General features: G+C 54.7%; 19 protein-coding genes and 2 tRNA genes. 13 read left to right on the top strand and 8 right to left on the bottom strand.

Annotated features, from left to right (window positions below):
• Positions 1-101: 101 nt before the first annotated feature.
• The 4 genes from R1T41_RS15880 (at position 102) to R1T41_RS15865 (ending at position 6,365) form a co-directional block, all read left to right on the top strand.
• The gene (locus tag R1T41_RS15880) at positions 102-1,244 is read left to right on the top strand and encodes an endonuclease/exonuclease/phosphatase family protein (protein WP_062960053.1); all 1,143 of its coding nucleotides are present in this window, start codon (positions 102-104) and stop codon (positions 1,242-1,244) included.
• Positions 1,245-1,441: 197 nt separating this feature from the next.
• Positions 1,442-2,455 (top strand): HlyD family secretion protein, encoded by a 1,014-nt coding sequence (locus R1T41_RS15875; RefSeq protein ID WP_317337766.1) that lies wholly within the window; start codon positions 1,442-1,444, stop codon positions 2,453-2,455.
• Positions 2,452-5,217, top strand: a complete 2,766-nt coding sequence (gene rbbA / locus R1T41_RS15870) for a ribosome-associated ATPase/putative transporter RbbA (protein ID WP_317337765.1) — start codon at positions 2,452-2,454, stop codon at positions 5,215-5,217. Before R1T41_RS15875 ends, rbbA begins: the two co-directional genes overlap by 4 nt.
• Positions 5,218-5,222: 5 nt before the next feature.
• Positions 5,223-6,365, top strand: a complete 1,143-nt coding sequence (locus R1T41_RS15865; RefSeq protein ID WP_062951710.1) for an ABC transporter permease — start codon at positions 5,223-5,225, stop codon at positions 6,363-6,365.
• Between the two features lie 15 nt (positions 6,366-6,380).
• Here R1T41_RS15865 and R1T41_RS15860 read toward each other — a convergent pair whose 3' ends face one another.
• The 3 genes from R1T41_RS15860 to R1T41_RS15850 all read right to left on the bottom strand — a co-directional run bounded on the left by R1T41_RS15860 (position 6,381) and on the right by R1T41_RS15850 (position 7,027).
• Positions 6,381-6,641 carry a SemiSWEET transporter gene (locus tag R1T41_RS15860; protein WP_082824739.1) on the bottom strand — a complete coding sequence of 87 codons (261 nt, stop codon included), beginning with the start codon at positions 6,639-6,641 and terminating at the stop codon, positions 6,381-6,383.
• Between the two features lie 214 nt (positions 6,642-6,855).
• Positions 6,856-6,932, bottom strand: a tRNA-Val gene (locus R1T41_RS15855).
• A gap of 17 nt (positions 6,933-6,949) precedes the next feature.
• Positions 6,950-7,027 (bottom strand) — tRNA-Val (locus tag R1T41_RS15850).
• 206 nt (positions 7,028-7,233) lie between these two features.
• On the opposite strand from R1T41_RS15850, the gene R1T41_RS15845 reads away from it, so the two are divergent.
• Both R1T41_RS15845 and R1T41_RS15840 read left to right on the top strand, forming a co-directional pair.
• Positions 7,234-8,100, top strand: coding sequence for an N-formylglutamate amidohydrolase (locus tag R1T41_RS15845; RefSeq protein ID WP_085646222.1), 867 nt, complete (start codon positions 7,234-7,236; stop codon positions 8,098-8,100).
• Between the two features lie 41 nt (positions 8,101-8,141).
• On the top strand, positions 8,142-8,711 hold the full coding sequence (locus R1T41_RS15840) for an N-acetyltransferase family protein (RefSeq protein WP_317341584.1): 570 nt from the start codon (positions 8,142-8,144) through the stop codon (positions 8,709-8,711).
• 819 nt (positions 8,712-9,530) lie between these two features.
• Here the strand turns inward: R1T41_RS15840 and R1T41_RS15835 are convergent.
• The 3 genes from R1T41_RS15835 to dgcN all read right to left on the bottom strand — a co-directional run bounded on the left by R1T41_RS15835 (position 9,531) and on the right by dgcN (position 13,088).
• Positions 9,531-10,640 (bottom strand): sensor domain-containing diguanylate cyclase, encoded by a 1,110-nt coding sequence (locus R1T41_RS15835; protein WP_231858246.1) that lies wholly within the window; start codon positions 10,638-10,640, stop codon positions 9,531-9,533.
• Between the two features lie 461 nt (positions 10,641-11,101).
• The gene (gene dgcA / locus R1T41_RS15830; protein WP_317337762.1) at positions 11,102-12,082 is read right to left on the bottom strand and encodes an N-acetyl-D-Glu racemase DgcA; all 981 of its coding nucleotides are present in this window, start codon (positions 12,080-12,082) and stop codon (positions 11,102-11,104) included.
• Between the two features lies 1 nt (position 12,083).
• A complete protein-coding gene (gene dgcN, locus R1T41_RS15825; RefSeq protein ID WP_085646219.1) occupies positions 12,084-13,088 on the bottom strand; it encodes an N-acetyltransferase DgcN in 1,005 nt (334 codons plus the stop codon).
• A 270-nt stretch (positions 13,089-13,358) separates the two neighbouring features.
• Between dgcN and R1T41_RS15820 the strand changes: the two genes are divergently transcribed.
• The 5 genes from R1T41_RS15820 (at position 13,359) to R1T41_RS15800 (ending at position 19,336) form a co-directional block, all read left to right on the top strand.
• Complete coding sequence (locus tag R1T41_RS15820) at positions 13,359-14,708, top strand: glutamine synthetase family protein (protein ID WP_062960060.1); 1,350 nt, start codon at positions 13,359-13,361, stop codon at positions 14,706-14,708.
• A gap of 204 nt (positions 14,709-14,912) precedes the next feature.
• A complete protein-coding gene (locus tag R1T41_RS15815) occupies positions 14,913-16,016 on the top strand; it encodes a polyamine ABC transporter substrate-binding protein (RefSeq protein ID WP_062951704.1) in 1,104 nt (367 codons plus the stop codon).
• A 397-nt stretch (positions 16,017-16,413) separates the two neighbouring features.
• The gene (locus R1T41_RS15810; protein WP_062951703.1) at positions 16,414-17,574 is read left to right on the top strand and encodes an ABC transporter ATP-binding protein; all 1,161 of its coding nucleotides are present in this window, start codon (positions 16,414-16,416) and stop codon (positions 17,572-17,574) included.
• Positions 17,571-18,500, top strand: coding sequence for an ABC transporter permease subunit (locus R1T41_RS15805; RefSeq protein ID WP_317337759.1), 930 nt, complete (start codon positions 17,571-17,573; stop codon positions 18,498-18,500). The genes R1T41_RS15810 and R1T41_RS15805 overlap by 4 nt, the downstream gene beginning before the upstream one ends.
• On the top strand, positions 18,497-19,336 hold the full coding sequence (locus R1T41_RS15800) for an ABC transporter permease subunit (RefSeq protein WP_062951701.1): 840 nt from the start codon (positions 18,497-18,499) through the stop codon (positions 19,334-19,336). The genes R1T41_RS15805 and R1T41_RS15800 overlap by 4 nt, the downstream gene beginning before the upstream one ends.
• Positions 19,337-19,424: 88 nt before the next feature.
• Here R1T41_RS15800 and R1T41_RS15795 read toward each other — a convergent pair whose 3' ends face one another.
• Together R1T41_RS15795 and R1T41_RS15790 are read right to left on the bottom strand one after the other, a co-directional pair.
• Positions 19,425-20,138, bottom strand: coding sequence for a TetR family transcriptional regulator (locus R1T41_RS15795; protein ID WP_062960061.1), 714 nt, complete (start codon positions 20,136-20,138; stop codon positions 19,425-19,427).
• 254 nt (positions 20,139-20,392) lie between these two features.
• A complete protein-coding gene (locus tag R1T41_RS15790) occupies positions 20,393-20,851 on the bottom strand; it encodes an Lrp/AsnC family transcriptional regulator (RefSeq protein ID WP_007092109.1) in 459 nt (152 codons plus the stop codon).
• Positions 20,852-21,020: 169 nt separating this feature from the next.
• On the opposite strand from R1T41_RS15790, the gene ald reads away from it, so the two are divergent.
• Positions 21,021-22,136: an alanine dehydrogenase gene (ald, locus tag R1T41_RS15785; RefSeq protein ID WP_297205378.1), complete on the top strand. Its 1,116-nt coding sequence runs from the start codon at positions 21,021-21,023 to the stop codon at positions 22,134-22,136.
• Between the two features lie 129 nt (positions 22,137-22,265).
• The gene (locus tag R1T41_RS15780) at positions 22,266-22,931 is read left to right on the top strand and encodes a LysE family translocator (RefSeq protein WP_317337758.1); all 666 of its coding nucleotides are present in this window, start codon (positions 22,266-22,268) and stop codon (positions 22,929-22,931) included.
• Positions 22,932-22,969 lie beyond the last annotated feature (38 nt).

The following is a 22,969-nucleotide window of genomic DNA, read 5'->3' as shown; positions in this document are numbered from 1 at the left end:
CACAAACATGACACTTCATAATTGACGCCACGCCCGCATAATACCTGTGGTAGAATTTCATCCTTCACCACGGCACAGCGAAACGAGTATCGGGGGACGTCATGCGGATTGCTGCGTTTAACGTCGAAAACCTGTTTGATCGGGCGAAAGTCTTTAACGATGAAGACCCCGAAGCGCATCGCGATGTGCTGGATGCCCATGCAGAGCTGAACAAGCTGTTTGAAAAACCGGTTTACAGCGATGCCGACAAGGCGCGCATGTTAACGCTGATTACACAGCTTGGCATGTTGCGCAGTGACGAGGGAAAATTTACCCGCATTCGCAAAATTCGCGGCCAGTTGATTTCTCGCCCCCGCCCGCCAAAGCAGCCCTTTATCAAGGCCAATGGCCGCGATGACTGGGTCGGCTGGTGCGAGCTTCGCATGGGGCCGGTGGACGAAGCCGCAATGTTAAACACCGCGCGTATGATCGGCGATGTCGGGGCGGATGTCCTGGCACTGGTCGAGATTGAAAGCCGCCCGGTTCTGCTGGCCTTTCAGGATTTCATGCGCGAAAAGGGCGTTTTGCCCGTGCCCTATCGCCACATGATGATCATTGATGGCAATGACGGGCGCGGCATTGATGTCGGGCTTGCCACCCATGAAGGTTACCCGATTGGCGAAATGCGAAGCCACGTCGATGACCTGAAACCTGACGGTGCCCCGATTTTCAGCCGCGATTGCCCGGAATATGAAATCATCACGCCATCGGGTGCGCAGATCATGGTCCTGCCCAACCATTTCAAAAGCAAATATGGCGGCAATGACCCGGCAAGCAAGGCCAAGCGACTGGCGCAATCCCTGGCGGTTGCGGCCTATTACAATCGCCTGATCGCCGAGGGGTTTGAGAATATCGTGGTTCTGGGCGACCTTAACGATACTCCCGACAGTGCCGAGCTTGACCCGTTGCTGAACGGTACCGCTCTTCGCGATGTTTCGGCACATCCGAATTTTACCGAGTTCGAGTTTAATGCCGGAAATGGCGATCGGGGAACCGGGACGCATGGCCTTGGCAATGATGATGATAAAATCGATTATCTGCTGCTTTCGCCTGCCCTGTTTGACCGGGTGACCAAGGGTGGCATTTATCGCAAAGGCATCTGGCCGGGATCACGACCGGCACGCTGGACAACATATCCGGACTTCACCAAAAAGCATCAGGCAGCATCCGATCACCATCTGATCTGGGCGGATATCGATATCTGAGAACGGCGGTTCACAATACCATCGGGCACATTCTTGATACTTTTCTAAATTGCGTAAGATCAAAGATTTAGCTTGCCGTTCAGGTCAGGATCATTCCAGACTTTATCGCGTTAAAGCTGTAACCTGCTTGCGATAACCCTGTATGCCGGTGGCACATCCGCTGCCAGAAGCCCGGCAATCCTGTTCTGGAGGGCGGAATGAGCAAACTGCGCGTGCCTTTGGCGATCCTTGTCGTGATCATCGCGATTGCCGGGGGTGGTTATTATTACTGGCAGCAAAATCAGGAAACCCTTCCCGAATTCATCGCCAGCGGAAATGGCCGGATCGAGGCCGAAGAAGTCCGCGTTGCAACCAAATATGCCGGTCGCGTCGACGAGGTTCTGGTCGATGAAGGCGATCTGGTGCAAGCCGGTCAGGTTCTGGCCCGGATGGATACCGAAGAACTTCAGGCAAGCCTTGCCAAGGCCCGCGCCGAGGTTGCCAGCGCAGAACAGGGCATTTTCGAAGCCAAGGCTGATATCGTTCAGAAGGAAAGCCAGCTTTCCTTTGCGGAACGGCAGCTTGAACGCGCCAACGAGCTTGTCAAGAACAACAATATCGCCCGCGAACAGGTCGACCAGCGCAAATCGGATCGCGATGTTGCCGAAGCCGCCCTTGCCGCGGCAAAATCGCGCCTGACAAGCAGCGAACGTAATGTCGAAGCCGCCCAGGCCGAACTTGAGCGCATTCAGGTACAGATCAATGATTCCGTGCTTAAGGCACCGCGCGGCGGGCGGGTGCAATATCGCCTTGCCGAACCGGGCGAAGTTTTGGCCGGCGGCGATCCGGTGGTGACGGTTCTGGACCTGACCGATGTTTACATGACGATCTTTCTGCCTACCCGGCAGGCTGGTCTGGCCTTTGTCGGCAATGAGGCACGCATTGTTCTGGATGCAGCGCCGGGCTTTGTCATTCCGGCCCATGTTTCGTTTGTCGCCGATGATGCACAATTCACCCCGCGCGAGGTCGAAACCAGAAGCGAACGCGACAAGCTGATGTTCCGGGTAAAAATCCGCATCGCACGCGAATTGCTCGAAGAACATCGCAAACGGGTCAAGACCGGCCTGCCCGGCGAAGCCTATGTCATGCTGGCCGATCATCAAAACTGGCCGGAACGCTTCACCCCCAATGTTCCCGATGACGCAACCCTGAACCAGAGCCTTCAGGAATGAGTAACGATCCTGTAAATGGCGCAAGTCTTGCCGCACGGCTGGACCATGTCAGCCACAGATACGGCCATGTTCATGCGCTTGACGATATCAGCCTGGATATCCCCACAGGCCGGACCATCGGCTTCATCGGGCCGGATGGGGTGGGTAAATCCACCGCCTTGGCCCTGATATCGGGCGCGCGCAAATTGCAACGCGGCACGGTCGATACACTGGGCGGACCGATGGATGATACAAGCCACCGCAACAGCGTTCTGCCCAAAATCGCCTACATGCCACAGGGACTTGGTAAGAATTTATACATGGATCTGACGATCCGCGAGAACCTTGAATTTTTTGGCCGTTTGTTTGGCCAATCAGCCCGCGAACGCCGCGACCGGATTGAACGGCTGGTCAAGGCGACCGGGCTTGAACCCTTTACCGAGCGCGCAGCAGGCAAGCTTTCCGGCGGGATGAAACAGAAACTCGGCCTTTGCTGTGCCCTGATCCATGATCCGGAAATATTGATACTGGACGAGCCGACAACCGGGGTTGATCCCCTGTCGCGGCGGCAGTTCTGGGAACTGATCGAGCAGATCCGCAAAACCCAAAGCAACATGACCGTTCTGGTCGCCACCGCCTATATGGACGAAGCCGCACGGTTCGACCAACTGATTGCGATGAATGACGGCAAGGTACTGGCAAGCGGCACAGCAAGCGAGATTTTGGAACGCACCGGGGCCGATAATCTGGAAACCGCGTTTGTAAGGCTGCTGCCAGAAGAAGAACGCAAGGGTCACAAGGACCTTGTCATTCCGCCGCGCACCATACATGGCGATGTTCCCGCCATCGTCGCCGACGGTCTGACGATGCGGTTTGGCGATTTTACCGCGGTCGATAATGTCAGCTTCCGGATTGAAAAAGGCGAGATTTTCGGGTTTCTCGGCTCGAACGGGTGCGGCAAAACCACGACCATGAAAATGCTGACCGGGCTTTTGCCCGCAACCGAAGGCACGGCCGAGCTTTTTGGCAAACCGGTCGACGGGCAGGATACCGAACTTCGCAAACGGGTCGGCTATATGAGCCAGGCCTTTTCGCTTTATGCCGAACTCAGCGTCTATCAGAACCTTGAACTGCATGCGCGGTTGTTTCACCTGCCTGCGGACCGGATAAAGCCCCGAATTGACGAGCTTTCCGAACGGTTCGGCCTGACCGAATATCACGATGATCTGGCCGAAAGCCTGCCGCTTGGTGTGCGGCAACGTTTATCGCTGGCGGTTGCGATCATTCACAGCCCGGAAATCCTGATACTTGATGAACCGACATCGGGCGTTGATCCGGTCGCACGTGATGGATTCTGGCAATTGCTGGTGGAGCTTTCCCGCGATCAGGGGGTGACGATTTTCATCTCTACCCATTTCATGAACGAGGCGGAACGCTGCGATCGCATATCGCTGATGCATGCGGGCAAGGTTCTAATCAGCGACACCCCGGCTGAAATCACGCAGAAACGCGGTTGTGACACGCTTGAAGAAGCCTTTATCAGCCATCTGGAAGAAGCCAGCGGCATTGACGATAACGCCCCCGCCCCGGATGCATCGGCGATGCAAGGCGATGGCGAAAATGGAACGACGAAATGGAAACCGGCCAAGGCATCGTTTTTCAGCCTGCGTCGGCTTTGGGCCTATTCTCTGCGTGAAACCATGGAACTGATCCGCGATCCGATCCGGTTGATGTTTGCCTTGCTGGGTACGGCGATCCTGATGCCGGTTTTTGGGTATGGCATCACGTTTGATGTCGAAAACCTGACCTATGCCGTGCTGGATCGCGACAGGACCGAAACCAGCCGCACCTATCTTGAAAACCTTGCAGGGTCCCGATATTTCAGTGAACAGCCACCGTTAAACAGCAATGACGAACTTGAACAAAGATTGCTGTCGGGTGACATTGCACTGGCGATTGAAATCCCACCCGGTTTTGGCCGTGACCTTGAAGCCGGACGCAGTCCCGAAGTCGCCGCCACCATCGATGGCACCATGCCGTTTCGCGCCGAAACCATCCATGGCTATGTCGAAGGCATTCACAGCAAATATCTGAACGAACGCAGCATGCGCAATACCGGTTTGCCGGTTCAAACCCTGCCGGTCAGTATCGAAACCCGCTATCGCTATAATCAGGATTTCAAAAGCATCTACGCCATGGTGCCATCGGTGATTGCACTGTTGCTGATGTTCATTCCTGCCGTTCTGATGGCGGTCGGCGTCGTGCGCGAAAAGGAATTGGGATCAATCACCAACCTTTATGTCACCCCCGTCACGCGGATCGAATTCCTGATTGGCAAACAATTGCCCTATGTCGGGCTGGGCCTGATCAATTTCGTTCTGATGGTCGTGATGGCGCTATTCTGGTTCGACGTACCGATGCGGGGCAATCCGCTTACCCTTGTTGTCGGGGCCTTCCTGTTTGTGATTGCCACGACCGGGCTTGGGCTTTTGATTTCGTCCTTTACCCAAACGCAGATCGCCGCGTTGTTTGGAACCGCGATCGCAACCATGGTGCCATCGGTCATGTTTTCGGGGATGATGCAGCCGATTTCGTCACTTGACGGTGCGCCCGCCGTGCTGTCGACCATCATGCCGACATCGCATTTCATGTCGATCAGTGTCGGGGTCTTTACCAAGGCGCTTGGTTTTGCCGAACTCTATCCCCAAATCCTGACGCTGGTGATTTTCTTCCCGGCATTGACCGCCCTTTCAATGCTGCTGCTTAAAAAGCAGGAGGCGTAAAATCGATGTTTGGCAAACGGATTGAAAATATCTATCGCCTCGGCATCAAGGAGCTTTTCAGCCTCCGTCGCGATGTCGTGTTGCTAATCCTGATCTGCTGGGCGTTTTCATTTGCGATTTACAATGCTGCGACCGGCTTTTCCCATGACCTTAAAAACGCATCAATCGCGATTGCCGATCTGGACAAATCCAAACTGTCCCGCCAGATCGGTGATGCGTTCCTGCAGCCGTTTTTCAAGAGACCGGCGGAAATCAGCGAAGGCGACATCGACGCCGCCATGGATAGCGGCGAATATACCTTTCTGCTGGTGATCCCGCCCGATTTTGAAAAAGACCTGATTGCCGGTCATCAACCGGAAATACAGCTTAATATCGATGCTACCGCGATGATGCAGGCCGGGATCGGCCAAGGTTATGTCAGCAACATCATTGCCCAGGAAATCCAGACCTTCATGGGTGGTGTTTCGGCCTATGTCGCGGCCAGCCACGAACCACCGACACAGCTTGTCACGCGTTATGCCTATAACGAAAACGCGACCAGTTCATGGTTCACCAGCGCGATGGAGATCATCAACAACATCACCATGCTCTCGATCATCCTGTCCGGTGCCGCCCTTATTCGTGAACGCGAACATGGCACGATTGAACATCTGCTGGTGATGCCGCTTGATCCGTTTGAAATCATGCTGGCAAAGGTCTGGGCCAACGGACTTGTGATTCTGATCGCAAGCGCGCTATCGCTGTTTTTCGTCGTCGAACTGATGCTTGGCGTGCCTATTATCGGCTCCAAACTGTTATTCCTGGCAGGGACGATGCTGTATCTGTTTTTTGCCACCGCCCTTGGCATTTTCCTTGCGACCATGACAAAATCAATGCCGCAATTCGGGCTCCTATTTATCCTTGTCGTTTTGCCAATGCGGATGTTGTCGGGCGGGAATACGCCGCTTGAAAGCATGCCTGAAACGCTTCAGAACATCATGCAATTCGTCCCGTCCAGCCACTTTGTCAGCTTTGCACAGGCGATCCTGTATCGCGATGCCGGGATCGATGTTGTCTGGCAGGAATTCCTGATCGTCTTCGTGATCGCCGCCCTGTTCTTCGCCTTTAGCGCCATGCGCTTTCGCAAAAGCATCGCGGCAATGCGATAGAACCGGAAGGCCCGGTTATCCGTGGCGAAGCTTGAAAAACAGGATGGTCGAGGCCAGCACAAGGGTAAAACCGTTGGCAATGATCACCGGCCAGTCACCACGGATCAGGCCATAAACCAGCCAAAGCGCGATCCCCGTGCACAGGATCAGAAACATCACAAGCGAGATATCAGCCGTCGAGCGCGTGCGCCAGGTACGTATAACCTGCGGCAGGAAGGCAATCGTGGTCAGTGATCCGGCAAGAAGGCCAAGGACGGTTTCAAAAGACATGATCATGGAAGGCCTCCACCAGATCGCCCGACCCGATGACAGGGCATCAGACCGGAACAAAACGCTCGATTGAATGCATTCAACACATAACACAACCAACTTCAAGCGGGAAATATACGCCGCCGTCGTGACACGCCGGAAGTCTTGATAACCTTGGAGGATGACGGGTTTCTTTGGGCCAGAAACACAAAGCCCCGCTCGGAAACCGGCGGGGAGGAAATGGTGGGCCTAACAAGACTCGAACTTGTGACCTCTCGCATGTCAAGCGAACGCTCTAACCAACTGAGCTATAGGCCCCTGTATTTGGGGAAAGATGGTGGGCCTAACAAGACTTCGAACTTGTGACCTCTCGCATGTCAAGCGAACGCTCTAACCAACTGAGCTATAGGCCCTCTAACCCATCTTTCATCTGACCGGCCTTCAAAGCGGAAGGCTTGGCCAGCGCCGTTTGTGACGGCGAGGCGGTATTTAGCCCAAGGCAGAAAAAGGTGCAACCCCTCAATTGGTTTTTTGACAAAAAATCTTCATCTATGGGGGACGGGATGGATCGCTGTTGCTATGATCATCATCCAGTTTAGGGAAGATATAACAAACGACAATGAACCAGTTGCCATCGGATCTTACCGGCAGTGGACCGGCAACCGTCATCCTGCCATCCCGGCAAACCCTGCCGGTGGTGTTTGCATCGCCCCATTCCGGGCGCCATTATCCGCAGGAATTGATCGAGATTGCCCGTATTGACTCGTTTGCGCTCCGTGCATCCGAGGATGCCTTTGTCGATCAGCTTTTTGCCAGCGCGCCCAAGCTTGGCGCACCGATGCTGTGCGCGACATTTCCGCGTGCCTTTGTCGATGTCAATCGCGGGGCGCTGGAGCTTGACCCGCGCATGTTTGATGGCCCCCTGCCTTCGGATGCGGATATTCATTCGATGCGGGCCCTTTCGGGGTTGGGATCAATCCCGCGCGTCGTCAGTGGCGGGATCGAGATATACAAGGCGCGCCTGCCGGTCGCCGAGGCGATGCACCGGATCGATACCTATTACCATCCCTATCACAGTGCGCTTCGCAAGCTGATTGATGCAACGCGTGACCAGTTTGGCTATTGCATCCTGATTGATTGCCATTCGATGCCCGGGGATTCTGTCGACAGCAGCAAAAACCGCGTTGATCTGGTTCTGGGCGATTGCTATGGAAGTTCCTGCCATCCGTCTTTGACGCGCTTTGTCGAAGATCGTGTCCGCGATCTGGGCTTTACCCCGTCGCACAATGATCCATATGCAGGCGGGTTCTGCACGCGCCATTACGGGCAACCGGAAGACCATGTGCACAGCCTGCAGATCGAGCTTTCACGCTCGCTTTACATGGACGAGGACACGATCACGCCCCATCGCGGATTTGACACCCTGCGCGAACAGATGACGCATCTGATATCGTGCTTCCACGATCTTGACGGGAATCCCTTCTGATGACCACCAGCCCCGTTTCTTCCTCACCATCGGGCAAACCGATGCCAAATGGCGACGCCTCCCTCGAGGATCTTGTGATCCGGGATGCCGAGCCAGAAGATTTTGGCCGCATCACCGAGATTTACGGCCACCATGTCCTGCATGGCCTGGCCTCGTTCGAAGAACGCGCGCCTGAAATCGCCGAACTGACATCGCGCTGGCAGCATGTCCGCGAACGCGGCCTGCCCTATCTCGTTGCCGAAATCGACGGCCGGGTCGAGGGTTTTGCCTATGCCGGCGCCTATCGCCCGCGTCCGGCGTATCGTTTTACGGTCGAAGACACGATCTATATCGCGCCCGATGTCGTCGGCAAGGGTGCCGGTCGCGCGCTTCTGTCCCAGCTGATCAGACGCTGTACCGCCCTTGGCTATCGCCAGATGGTCGCCGTGATCGGCGACAGCGCCAACGTGGCCTCTATCGGGTTGCACGCACGCCTTGGCTTTCGGGTGGCAGGCACATTGCAATCGGCAGGCTTCAAACTTGGCCGCTGGGTCGATAGCGTGATCATGCAGCGCGGCCTTGGCGACGGTGACGGCAACTTCCCGGAACACGATCCGGGACGGGAAAAATAATCCGACACAATGCGCCCTATCGCACGACAAACCACCAAAGGCACTGGTTAGACAGACAGTGCCTTTTCTTTTGGATTGCCGAGTACCAATCAGGCAGGAAATCCCCATCCCGAAAAAGATCAGCACCGGCCTTTAACCAATGCGCGATTTGCACTGCACAATTCCGCGTAGGCGGCATGATGATATTTTCGGTGAAAATTCCTGCTCCCTGAAATCCCCGCAAATCTTTGGAATTCAGGCAAAAAAGAAGGCCGCCTGTGACAGCGGCCCAAGTCTAGGGAGGAAACGTCCAAGAAACGAGCGACAAGTCGCTCGCCGGAATGCACTGCGTCCTACCGCAGCGCACAAATAGACATTACCCATTAGATCGCGCGGACGCAACACGTTTTTGACTATTTTTTTATCAAAAAAATAAATGCACTTTTTTTGATCAAAATTTCACCAAACTGACACTTTTTCGAACTGAATCCCGCCCATCTGAGGTCACTTTTTCAGCATTGCCCCCATTCCCGATGCCGGTTCATTTGTGAAAATTTGGCGACTTACAGCGAATCAGAATGCAAGGGAATGACAGAAAACCTGCGATTCCATCGATAAATTCGAAAATTCCCCCTTCGATTCCCGCCATGAGAATATGCTCAAAACCCGCAGAAACTCTCAGTTTCACGGTTTCAGGAGCGTTGACGCGGAAAAATACATTGGAAAACATATTGGCCGAACCGGCCCGACAAAAACGGGATTCGCTTCGATACGGCATAAAAAACGGCCACAGAACGTGTGACCGGCAAAAAGGCAGGATGATTGATTTCGGAAACAGGCCTAGTTCAGGGTCTGATTGACGATCTTGCCATCCGCCCGGACCGATGATTTGACCGATACCGGCTTTGCCACCTTGCGGCCCGACAGGCCATCAGCAACGATCTGTTCGCGGTCATGACGTTTTTTGGCGTCATACATCCGCTGATCCGCCAGATCGATCAGGTTATGCGGCTGTGAAATGGCGTCTTCGATCCGTTCGGCAAGGCCGTAGCTGGCCTGCTGCGTCATGCCATTGGCAAGAGCAGCCAGACCGGGTGACATGACGCGATGCATGACATCGTTCGCACGATCCAGCGTGAGATCCGGCAGAATAACAAGGAATTCCTCGCCACCCCAGCGGATCACCAGATCGGCACGACGGAACCGTTGCGCCAGATTGCGCCCGGCTTCCTCAAGAATACGATCACCGTAATCATGACCAAACTGGTCATTGATCTTTTTAAAATCATCAAGATCGACAAAGGCCACGGTCAGCGGACTGCGTTTCCGATAGGCGGTTTCAAAATTCAGTCGCAGCATTTCCATGCCAAAGGCACGGGTATAAACGCCTGTCAGCGGATCAATCGCGATTTCCTGGGCGGCAACAATCGTACGGTAAAGCTGCACCGATGCCGCCATTACCGCAAGCGGCAGCAGAACCGACAGGATCATTTCAACCGGAACATAGCCACTGGCAACCGGCCCCTGCGCCCCAAAAACCAGCAGGACGAGTATGGGCGAGACCATTATCCCCGCCTCAACCAGCGTCAAAGGCATGATCGCTACCAGAACAACGATACCAAGCAGAAGGAAACTGTGCGCGGTCAGCATCTTGGGCGAGGCATCCGGATCAAGCCCGGAAAAACCGCAAAGCAGGGTGGCAGCAATCACAAGGAACAGCATCGGCAGATAAGGCGCACGTCGTCGCCATCGGGAACTGACCGCACGATTGATCAGCACCGCAATCGCAATCCCCATGACGAGGAAGCGCATGATCACGGTTTGCGATTGCCAAAAGCCATTACCAAAAGCCCCGTCCCAGATCGGGACAAGCGCCAGCAGAACGAGGGTGAAAAAGGCCGCGAAGCGTGCAGTCAGCTGGACCGATTCCTTGCGCCGCAGATGCAGCAATTCTGCATGCCGGGGCGTGTAAAGGAAATCTCGATAGCGGCAACGCAGTGGCCCTGCGAAGCGCCGACTATCTCTTCGGGGACCAGATAGCACGCGGATCAGCTCCAACTCATCTTTGCGAAGGAGCCACAGCAGCCCCGAAATTTTTATGATCGTTCCCTGATTTAACCGCCAATTCAACTATCCAGAAGAGGTGGCTGTATAAATTTGAATTAATTTTTAACTAACCGCGAGTGAAAAAATGCAAATAAGCACCTGTTTCAACACAAAGTCGAACGCAAATTAACGTCTTCAGGTTGTTTTTCCGATACACTTCACTCGCAAAACCCTAAGGCGAACTAAGAAACATTCGCGACTCGCAATAAAGGGCAAGGCCGTCATGCGATAAAAAGAAACCGCCACACCGGAAACCCGGTATGGCGGCAATAATCAAGGCAGATCGCAACCCTTCTGGAACAGGATCAGCCCCAAAGCGCCCGGTCCGGAAGCCCCATAACACCCTTGTCAAACGCCAGACCATTTTCGCGGTCCTTTGCCATCCAGAGAGGCCCGTCAAGATCGACAATGCGCGCATCGGCAGCAACGATCATGGCCGGCGCCATCGCAAGCGACGTCCCGACCATGCAGCCAACCATGATCTGCATGCCGACCTTGGCGGCGGCATCGGCAAGCTCAAGCGCCCCGGTCAGACCACCGGTTTTATCGAGCTTGATATTGATCATGTCGTAAAGCTGCGCAAGGCGCGGGATATCGGCGACGGTATGGATCGATTCATCCGCACAAAGCAGCACCGGACAATCAAGATCAAGCAGTCCATCATCCTGCCCGGCAGGCAGCGGCTGTTCGATCATTTCCACACCAAGCGCGTCGAGTTCGGCCCCGATATCTTCAAGCAGTTCAATCGACCATGCCTCGTTGGCATCAACGATCAAACGCGATGTCGGCGCGCCTTCCCGAACCGCACGAACAGATTCGAGAACGTTTTCACCGTTAAGCTTTAGCTTGAGCAACGGTGCCGATGCCGCCTTGCGCGCGGCTTCACGCATCGCATCAGGCGTATCAAGGCTAAGCGTTTCTGCCGTAATCAGGCCTTCGGGTGCCTTGCGCTCGGCAAGTTCCCAGGCACGGCGGTCAAACCGCTTTGCCTCAAGGTCCCAATAGGCACAATCAACTGCGTTGCGCGCCGCACCGGCCTTCATTGCGTCCTGCAGTTCCTTGCGCGTCATACCACGCGAAAGGGCATCGGCCTGGGCCTCGATATCGGCAATCACTTTTTCGACGGTTTCACCATAACGGGCATAGGGAACGCATTCCCCATATCCGGTGAATTCACCATCGGTCAGGGTGACCTTGACGACATGGGCCTCGGTCTTGGCCCCGCGCGAGATTTTGAACGCCACGCGCAGCGGCCAGACTTCGGATGTGACACTTATGCGCGGCACATCAGATCTCCTGCAGTTTGTCGACGATCGGTGCAACACCGGTCCGAACCGGGTCAACACATGGCAGGCCAAACTCGGCTTCGACTTCGGCCAGAAGCTTTTTGGCAGCCGCATCGTCAAGCGACTTGGTATTGATCGCGAAACCGGCCACCACGCAATCGGGGTTGGTCAGGCGTGCATGCATCAGGTTGACTTCCATCGTGGTTTTCAGGTCCGGAAGCTTGTAACCCGGCAGACCGCGCATGTGGGTACGGGTCGGTTCATGACAGACGATGATCGCATCGGGCTGCGAACCATGGATCAGGCCCATGGAGACACCGGCAAACGATGCATGGAACAGGCTGCCCTGCCCTTCGACAACGTCCCAGTGATCAGGCTCGTTGGCCGGTGCAATCGTCTCGACCGCGCCGGAAATGAAGTCCGAAATCACGGCATCAACCGAAATGCCCTCGCCCGCGATGAAGATACCGGTCTGGCCGGTCGCACGGAAGGTTGACTTCATGCCGCGCTTTTTCATTTCGGCATCAAGGGCCAGTGCGGTGTACATTTTCCCGACCGAGCAATCGGTGCCAACCGCCAAGACACGTTTGCCCGGGCGCTTTTCACCATTGCCAATCGGCAATTTGCCATCAAAGTGACGGACGTCGAAAAGTTTCACGCCTTTGGCATTGGCGGCTTCGACCAGTTCGGGAATCGTCGAAAGGCGCGTATGCAGGCCATTGGCGATATCCATACCGGCATCAATCGCTGCCAGAAGGGTTTCCATCCATGCCGGTCCGATAACGCCGCCACGGTTGGCAACGCCCAGAACGATGGTTTTGACGCCTGCGGCCTTGGCTTCGGCAATCGACATTTCCGGCAGGCCAAGATCAGCCTGACAGCCCGGAAGGCTTAGCTGTGCGACACACCATTCCGGGCGCCACTGCTTGATGCCAATCGCGGTTTTTGCAGCCAGTTCGTCCGGTGCATCACCAAGAAACATAAGATACGGATGTTCGATTTTCATTTTACCTCCTTGACCAGCGTCCAACCGCTGCCCTTATAATCTGGGGCGACTATAACGCAACTTGGTGGGAGCCATCCAGATATATGAATTGATATCTTCGACTATCCACCGAAATGTTCGCACAAAATTCGAATATCGAAACAAATAACAAAAAAACATTCTGAATTCATCGAAGACAAACCTCCTTTCTTGTGAATTTCACCGGGAAACGCCCGGAAAAAGCAAGAAAATGCAATTTTGAAGGACTGGCGCGAAAGCGTCCGACTACACATGAGTACCGATCTCAAAAAGTGGCTTTCTGACCGCAAAATTGAAGAAGTCGAATGTATTGTCCCAGATATGTCCGGGGTGGCGCGAGGCAAGGTTCTGCCAACGCAAAAGTTTTTGCGCGGGCTTGAAGCCAAAAGCCTTGCCATCCCCGAGGCAATTTTTTCCATGACGGTCACCGGGGGTTACCCGGAAGAAACCGACGCGTTTCTGGACCCGGCGGAAAAAGACGTTGTCATGGTACCCGATCCGGAAACCATTCGCGTCGTGCCGTGGTACGAAGAACCGACAGCACAGATTATTTGCGACTGTTACCATTTTTATGGCGACGAGGTGTCGATCTCGCCGCGCCACGTTCTCAAACGCGTCCTGGCCGCCTTTGAAGAACGCGGCATGAAGCCGATCATTGCCCCGGAACTTGAATTTTATCTGGTGGCAAAAAACACCGATCCGGACAACCCGCTTGAGCCGCCAATCGGTCGTTCGGGCCGCCCGGAACGGGCATCGAACGCCTTTGGCATTGATGCGATCAACGAATTCGATCCGCTGATCGAAGACCTTTATGATTATTGCGAAGCCATGGATATCGACGCCGATACCATGAGCCACGAGTCGGGCCCTGCCCAGCTTGAAATGAACTTCAATCACGGTGCGCCGCTTGAACTGGCCGATCAGGCATTCTTGTTCAAACGCACGCTGCGTGAAACCGCGCTCAAACATGGGGTCTATGGCACATTCATGGCCAAACCGATGGGCAACCATCCGGGCAGTGCCATGCACATCCATCAGAGCGTCATCGACATCAAAACAGGCAAAAACCTGTTTGCCGATGACAATGGCGACAATTCCCAGATGTTCCTGAACTATGTCGGCGGCCTGCAGCGTTACCTTCCGGCGGCAATGCCGCTTCTGGCACCGAACATGAACAGCTATCGCCGTTTGCAGCCCTGGTCGGATGCGCCGATCAACATGCACTGGTCCCTTGATAACCGTACGGTCGGCCTGCGCCAGCCTAACGGTCCGGCCAATGCTCGCCGCATCGAAAACCGGATTCCGGGTGCCGATGCCAACCCGTATCTGGCGATTGCGGCATCGCTTGCCTGCGGCTTGCTCGGTATTATCGAGGAAATCGATCCGACCGCCCAGATCGAGGGTTCGGGTTATGACCGGGCACACTCCCTGCCCCGCCACATCCACGAGGCGCTGGCAAAATTCCATCGGTGCAAACCGCTAAAAGACCTGTTGGGCGAAGAATTTTCGGCCGCGGTTCTGGCCGTCAAGGAAGCCGAATGGGATGCCTACCAGACGGTGATCAGCGCGTGGGAGCGTGAACACCTTCTGCTGAACGTTTGATTGAATTCTTGCGCCGGGGCATCATCCCCGGCGCAAGAATGTTGCATGATGAATGCCTAATTTTTCACTTGATGCGAAAAATGCCCAAAAATCCATCTTGTGTTTGACAAAAACCTGAGGCATTCGAAGGATATGAAGGTCTTGGAGAGAGCAATAACAGGACCTTCAAATTTTCAAACGCTGCCACATGGGAGGCTCAGCGAAATGAAATCACTTCTTAAATCTTCAAGCCTTGTTGTCCTTGCCGCAGCCCTTTCGGGCTTTGCCGCAAGTGCATCGGCACAGGAAGTCCTTAACGTTTATAACTGGTCTGATTATATCGGCGAAGAGACCGTGGCCAATTTCGAAAAGGAATATGGCGTAAAGGTCAATTACGACGTTTATGACAGCAACCAGGTTGTCGAAGCCAAGCTTCTGGCAGGAAATTCGGGCTATGATCTGGTCGTGCCGACGCTGGCCGATGCGCAGCGCCTGATCCAGGCGGGCATCTTCCAGAAAGTCGATAAATCGAAACTGGAAAACTTTGGCAATCTGGACAAGGTGATCCTGAACCAGACCGCCAAATACGACCCGAACAACGACTATGCGGTTCCTTACCTTTGGGGCACCAACGGCATTGGCTATAACGTTGCCAAGGTTCAGGAAGCTCTGGGCGACGATGCACCGCTCGATAGCTGGGCGCTGGTATTTGACCCGCAATATGCCGAAAAGCTGTCGAAATGCGGCCTGACCATGCTTGATGATCCGGGCGAGATCGTGCCGCTGGTCAATTTCTATCTCGACAAACCGGACTCCAAGCAGTCGAACGAAGACATCGAAGCCGCGATGGCCGAACTCGAAAAAGTCCGTCCCTACATCACCTATTTCCACAGCTCGCAATACATCAACGACCTTGCCAATGGTAACGTCTGTGTATCTATCGGCTGGTCGGGTGACGTTGGCCAGGCTGCCCTTCGCGCAGAAGAAGCCGGCAACGGCAACGAGATCAAATACGTGATTCCGAAGGAAGGCACGCTGATCTGGTTTGACGTGATGATGATCCCTGCCGATGCACCGAACCCGGAATTGGCCCACAAATTCATTGATTACATCCTGCGTGCCGATGTCGGTGCGGATCTTGCCAACTATGTCGAATATGCCAGCCCGAACGAAGCGGCCATGGAATTCATCGACGAAGATCTGAAATCCGATCCGGGCGTTTACCCGTCACAGGAAGTCAAGGAACGCCTGCGCTCCAAGATCGAGCCGGGTCCGAAAGAACTGCGTACCCGTACCCGTCTGTGGACCAAGCTTAAAACCGGTCAGTAATCGATCCGGTTGATATCGAAACCTGTCAAAGGGGCGTTGCAGTCATGCAGCGCCCCTTTTGCATGGCGGTATATAGGGCGGCGGCATTGTGACTCGCGATGGTGTGCGTGAAACCGCGCAAGGCACCCAGGCAGGACAGCAGGAAATGAAACCGCGAACAATGCCCATTTTCTGAACACCCCTACTGACTTTTCCGCCATTTATCGCAACATTGGTCACAAAACGTTCAAAATATCGCACACCCCTCTTTACAGATTGTGGAATTGCTTCATCCTGTTAATCAGGAAAAACCAAAACATCGGACGGCACGTCGAACGCAATCGGACTGAAAAGACCAGCCGGGCATGTCGCCCGATGTTTTGGGTATATCTCGACAACAAACAAGGGGAGAAGCTTGGTGTCGCAGGGGGCTTTGCAGAAAGCACACGAGGATGTGCACAAGACTCAGCCTTGGAACAATCCCGACGCGGTCCCGTTTATCCGTTTCGAGAATGTGACCAAGAAATTCGGCGACTTTTATGCCGTCGATGATGTGTCGCTTGATATTTACCGGCATGAATTGTTTGCCCTTCTGGGCGGATCGGGTTGCGGCAAAACAACGCTTTTGCGCATGCTGGCCGGGTTCGAGGAACCGACAGCAGGTAAAATATTCATCGATGGTGTCGATATGGCTGGCGTCCCGGCCTATGAACGCCCGACCAACATGATGTTCCAGTCCTATGCCCTGTTCCCGCACATGACAGTTGAACAGAATGTGGCCTTTGGCCTCCATCAGGACGGATTGCCGAAATCGGAAATCCGCACACTGGTTTCCGATATGCTGGCCCTTGTGCAGATGACCAAGTTTGCCAAACGCAAACCCCATCAGCTTTCCGGCGGCCAGCGCCAGCGTGTTGCCCTGGCACGATCCCTTGTCAAAAAACCCAAGGTGCTGCTGCTCGACGAACCGCTGGGCGCGCTTGATAAAAAGCTGCGTGAACAAACGCAGTTCGAACTGGTCAACATTCAGGAAAAGGTCGGCACCACCTTCGTCATGGTCACCCATGACCAGGAAGAAGCCATGACCATGGCATCGCGCATTGCCGTGATGAATGAAGGCGTAATCCGTCAGCTTGGCACCCCGTTCGAGCTTTACGAATATCCCAACAGCCGCTTTACCGCGAACTTCCTGGGTCAGGTTAACCTGATCGAGGGAACGCTTGTTGATGACGATGAAAAATACGCGGTCATCCAGTCCGACGATGCCGGTGGCGAGATTTATATCGACCACGCCGTTCAGGGCCACGAAGGTGCGACACTTTGGATCGCGCTCCGCCCTGAACGCTTGCGTCTGCTGACCGAACAGCCGACCGATACGAAATACAATTGCCTGTCGGGAAAGGTCGAGGAAATCGGCTATCTCGGCGGGCTGTCGACTTACCATGTGCGCCTTGACAGCGGCTTCCGCATCAAGGTCACCGAACCCAATTCCAGCCGCCATGTCGAACCGCGTTACACGTGGGAAGATCGCGTTTGGGTGACGTGGGAGGCCGGGGCTGCTTCGGTTCTGAACCAATGAGCCGTGACAAGCCAACCCTTAAACAACGTTATGATCGCCTGATGCTCAAGCACGGACGGGTCATTGTGATCGGCCTGCCCTATCTCTGGCTGATGCTGTTCTTCCTTATCCCGTTCCTGATCGTGCTCAAGATCAGCTTCGCCACCGCCGAATATGCCCAGCCGCCCTATAGCGCGCTGTTCACGTGGATTGACGAAGGCGTCAATATCACGATCAATTTCGGCAATTACCTGTTTCTGCTCAGCGACAGCCTTTATATCTCGGCCTATCTGAATTCGATCCGGATTGCGGCGATTTCAACCGTGATCACGCTTCTGATCGGCTATCCGATGGCCTATGGCATTGCGCGCGCACAAGGATCGCTTCGCAGTGTCCTTCTGATGATGGTGATCCTGCCCTTCTGGACCAGCTTCCTGATCCGGGTTTACGCCTGGATCGGCATTCTGGACCGCGAAGGCCTGATCAATGCCCTGCTGCTGAACCTTGGCATCATTTCCGAGCCGCTGATCATGCGCCAGACCGAATTCGCGGTCTATATCGGCATTGTCTATACCTACCTGCCCTTCATGATCCTGCCGCTTTATTCCACGCTGGAAAAAATGGATGTCAGCCTGATCGAGGCCGCCCTGGATCTTGGTTGCAAGCCATGGCAGGCCTTCATGAAGGTAACATTGCCCCTCTCCATGCCCGGCATTTTGGCGGGATCACTTCTGGTATTCATTCCATCCGTTGGCGAATTCGTTATTCCGGAACTTCTTGGCGGGCCAAATACCCTGATGATCGGCCGGACATTGTGGAACGAATTCTTTGCCAACCGTGACTGGCCGATTGCATCCTCGGTCGCGATTGCCATGCTGCTGTTCCTTGTCGTGCCGATCATGTGGTTCCAGCATATCCAGACCAAGCAGGAGGAGAACGGACAATGACCGGCAAACGTTCGACTTTCCTTCTAAGTGCTCTGGTGTTCGGCTTTGCATTCCTCTATGTGCCGATCCTGCTTGTGATCATTTACTCGTTTAACGAGGGCAAGCTTGTGACCGTTTGGACCGGCTTCTCGTTCAAATGGTATGTGTCGCTGTTTTCCAATGACGGCATGATTGATGCGGCCTGGAATAGCCTTCGGATCGGGGTGATGTCGGCAACGCTGGCATTGGCCGTCGGGACCCCTGCGGGGCTTGTCATGTCCCGCTTTGGCCGGTTCAAGGGTCGCACCCTGTTTTCGGGTATGGTTGCTGCCCCGCTTGTCATGCCCGAAGTCATCACCGGCCTGTCATTGCTGCTGCTGTTTGTTACCCTTGAACAGCTTATCGGCTGGCCGGCCGGGCGTGGCGTTACCACGATCGTGATCGCACACACGACCTTCTGTGCGGCCTATGTCGCGGTTGTTGTGCAATCGCGACTGGCGGGTATGGATACCTCGGTCGAAGAAGCCGCGATGGACCTTGGCGCCAAACCGGCAAAGATTTTCTTTGTCATTACGCTGCCAATGATCCTGCCGGCACTTCTCGCTGGCTGGCTGCTGTCTTTCACCCTGTCTCTTGATGATCTGGTGATTGCAAGCTTCGTCGCCGGTCCGGGTTCCACCACCCTGCCGATGAAGGTTTTCTCGTCCGTGCGACTTGGCGTTTCGCCGGAAATCAACGCGCTCGCAACGCTCATCATCCTTGCGGTATCGGTGATGATCGTGATTTCGAGCCTGCTGATCCTGCGATCCGAACGGGCGCGTACCCGATCCATGAATCAGGCAACAATCGACAACTGATTCCATGTCGCCCAAAACAAAAAGCAGCACCTTTGCAGGTGCTGCTTTTTTTATGATCCGGATGGAAAACCCGAATACAAACCTGAAATCAGGCCTGATTCTGTTCCGCCATCTGCCGCAGGAATTCACGGCATTTCATGCCCGGCGCAAGGACACGCCAATAAGACACAACGGCTTCTTCGGCTGCCACACTGAAATCGATAATCAGGTTATCCAATGCGTTCTGGCGCATCAGTTCGGCAACACGATCCGGAATCTGTGACATCTGCCACATGCCAATCACCAGTGCATACGACGTACGCATCAGCTTGTTGGCATCTTCGGGCGTGATGGCATAAAGCTCGGACAAGGCATCGGCTGTACGTTTGACCATTGAAGAAACAAATCTTCGATGGCTAAGCACGGCTTCATCATCCGTCCCCTGTTCCAGAACCCCTTGTGACAGGGATGCCAGATGCAGGAACTGCTTCCGCTTGACCAGATATTGCACGAATTGCAGTGCAACGCGCGCCGAATCCCGTTCTTCGGGACGCCGCAACGCTTCCTGTTCAATCACTTCAAGATTGTTTTCAAACCACCCCTTCAGGAATCCGCGCAGGACTTCCAGAAAAAGGGCTTCCTTGCTTGAAAAATAAAGATATAGCGTGCCTTTGGCGAGGTTTGCCTTCTTGGCGACTTCGGCTGCCGATGGCAGTTGTCCGTCCCCCTCAAGGTAAAGCGCCTCGGCCGCGACAAGTATATCGTTTCTACGTTTAAGCTTTTGCTCGTGGCTACGCGCACGAACAAGACATTCGTTTTCCATAGAGAATTATTCCCCCAACATTCTCCCTGAACTTATATTAATGCCTTTTAATTCATTCAAAAGTCAAATCGCGCGGCGACTTTTGATAGAAAAAATCAAAGAAACTTTTATGTAACAAACAGTTCGCCTGTGTTTTTTGAACGCGCGATAGATGAACATTGGTCACCATACCTCAATCAAGGAACGTTTCGGCGCACAAAATCGAAAAATCCGTACAGATTTGATTCGCTGCGGCTGCGAACTGGAACGGAGTATCAGACCGGCAATTCGGTCGTGCGTTTGACTTCGCGCAGCGTGATGATGGTCTGAACACGCTCCACACCCGGAAGCTGGGTCAGAACCTCGCTATGTATGCGTTCATAGTCGGCTGTGTTACTGTAGACCACATGCACCAGATAATCGCTTTGCCCGGCCAGCAGATAGCATTCGACCACCTCGGGCACTGACTGGATTTCCTTTTCAAAGGTTTCCAACGCTTCGCGGGTCTGGCGTGCAATCGAAATATTGACGAATGCATTGCCCGGTTTGCCGATGCGGGCCGGATTAAGCAGCATGGTGTAACGGTCAATCAGACCGGCTTCTTCCAGAAGCCGGACACGGCGCAAACAGGCAGAAGCCGACAGATTGACCTTTTCGGCCAGTTCGGCGTTGCTGATACGGCCATCGCGTTGAAGCAGCCGCAGGATCATCCGGTCACGTTCGTCCATCTGCATTTCGAATATTCTCCCTGCCTGAAGCGGATTTTTTAAAATTATATAGCATTAATACCACCAAACTCACCGATGATTGAAGGGAAATTGCCACAATTTTCGGGTATCCTGCATAGACAACTAAAAACGGGACAACCCGTTATCGCTGCCACGTTTGTCCGGGAGAAACACAATGCTTATTGGCATTCCGAAAGAAATCAAAAACCATGAATATCGCGTCGGCCTGACCCCAAGTTCCGTGCGTGAAGTCACGGCACACGGGCATGATGTGATCATCGAAACCAATGCTGGTGCCGGTATCGGTTGCAGCAACGATGATTACCTCGCAGCCGGCGCAAAAATCGTCGACACCGCGGCCGAAATCTTTGCCAAATCCGAAATGGTCGTAAAGGTCAAGGAACCGCAGAAAGTCGAATACGAGCAGCTCCGCGAAGGGCAGCTTCTGTTTACCTATCTTCATCTGGCACCCGACCCCGAACAGACCGCAGGTCTGGTCAAATCCGGTGTGACCGCGATTGCCTATGAAACCGTGACTGATAAAAATGGTGGCCTGCCGTTGCTGGCCCCGATGTCCGAAGTTGCCGGTCGCATGGCCCCGCAGGTTGGGGCTGCTGCCCTGCAAAAGGCCAATGGCGGACGCGGCATGTTGCTGGGCGGTGTGCCCGGCGTTGCCCCCGCCAAGGTAGTTGTGATCGGTGGTGGTGTTGTCGGCACCAATGCCGCCCGCATTGCCGCAGGCATGGGCGCGGACGTCATCATTCTCGACAAGAATGTCAAACGCCTGACACAGATTGACGATCTGTTTGGCCCACGCATCAAAACGCAATATGCCACCATCGATGATACCGAGGCACTGGTCTATGATGCCGACATGGTTGTCGGTGCAGTCCTGATCCCCGGTGCCGCGGCACCGAAACTGATCCACAAGGACCAGCTTTCAAAAATGAAGCCGGGTTCGGTGATTGTCGATGTCGCGATTGATCAGGGCGGCTGCTTTGAAACATCCAAAGCCACCACCCATGCCGATCCGACCTATATCGTTGATGACGTGGTGCACTACTGTGTTGCCAACATGCCCGGTGCGGTCGCCCGCACATCGACTTTTGCGCTCAATAACGCAACCCTGCCCTTTACCCTGGCACTGGCCGACAAGGGCTGGAAAAAAGCCTGCCAGGAAGATCCCCATCTGGCCGCAGGGCTCAACGTTCACGAAGGTCGCATCACCTATGAGGCCGTCGCGCGTGATCTTGGCTACGATTACCTGCCCCTTGACCGGGTGCTTGCGTAAACCAGCTTAATCCAACCTCCCGGCGGGGCTAGTCACCCTGCCCGAGCAAACCCCGCCAGTCAGTTTGGCGGGGTTTGTTGTCTCAGGCTGTGCTAGCATTACCGAAAAGATATACGGGATGAAACAACCATGGAAATATCGATGTTGATCGGGGCGATGGTCGCGGCCGCCATCTATACCCTGACACCCGGCCCGGCCTTTTTGGCGATGCTGGGCATTGGTGCCGCGCAGGGCCGCCGGGCAAGTGCCGGCTTCCTGTTCGGGCATTTTGCCGGGGATATCATGTGGGCCAGTCTGGCACTGGTGGCGATCATCGGGTCGCGCGTACTTGATCCGATGGTATTTGATATTCTGGCGATGATTTGCGGTGTTTATCTTTTCTGGCTTGGCATCCGTGCGGTTATCGCAAAGCGCAAGGTCGACGGTGCGGTCAATATTACCGTGCGCCGTCCGTGGCGACGCGGCTTTATCTTCGGGATCACCAATCCCAAGGGATATCCGGTCGCGGTTGCGATGTTCACAGCCCTTCTGGCACAGGATGCCGCATCGCTTGGCTGGGACAGCATAACCGGGCTTTTGCTGGCCTCTGCCGTCGGGTTTCTGATTGCCGATCTGATCCTGATTTGGGTTGTCGGGCTTGGGATTTTGCACCGGGCCTATCAGCGCCATGAAATCTGGATCGTGCGCGCCACCGGAATTCTGTTTATCGGTTTTGCCGTGCAGGCGATTGCCAATGCCCTGCCCAACCTTGGCCACAGCCTTGCGCATGGGTTCAGCACGCTGCGCAAACCCTGATCATCCTCGCGCCAAAACAAAAGCCGCCCGGCGAACCG

The sequence above is a fragment of the Thalassospira lucentensis genome (assembly GCF_032921865.1).
Classification (GTDB): domain Bacteria; phylum Pseudomonadota; class Alphaproteobacteria; order Rhodospirillales; family Thalassospiraceae; genus Thalassospira; species Thalassospira lucentensis_A.
Note: the sequence above shows the minus strand (reverse complement) of the source record. Positions and strands in the feature narration are given on the sequence as shown.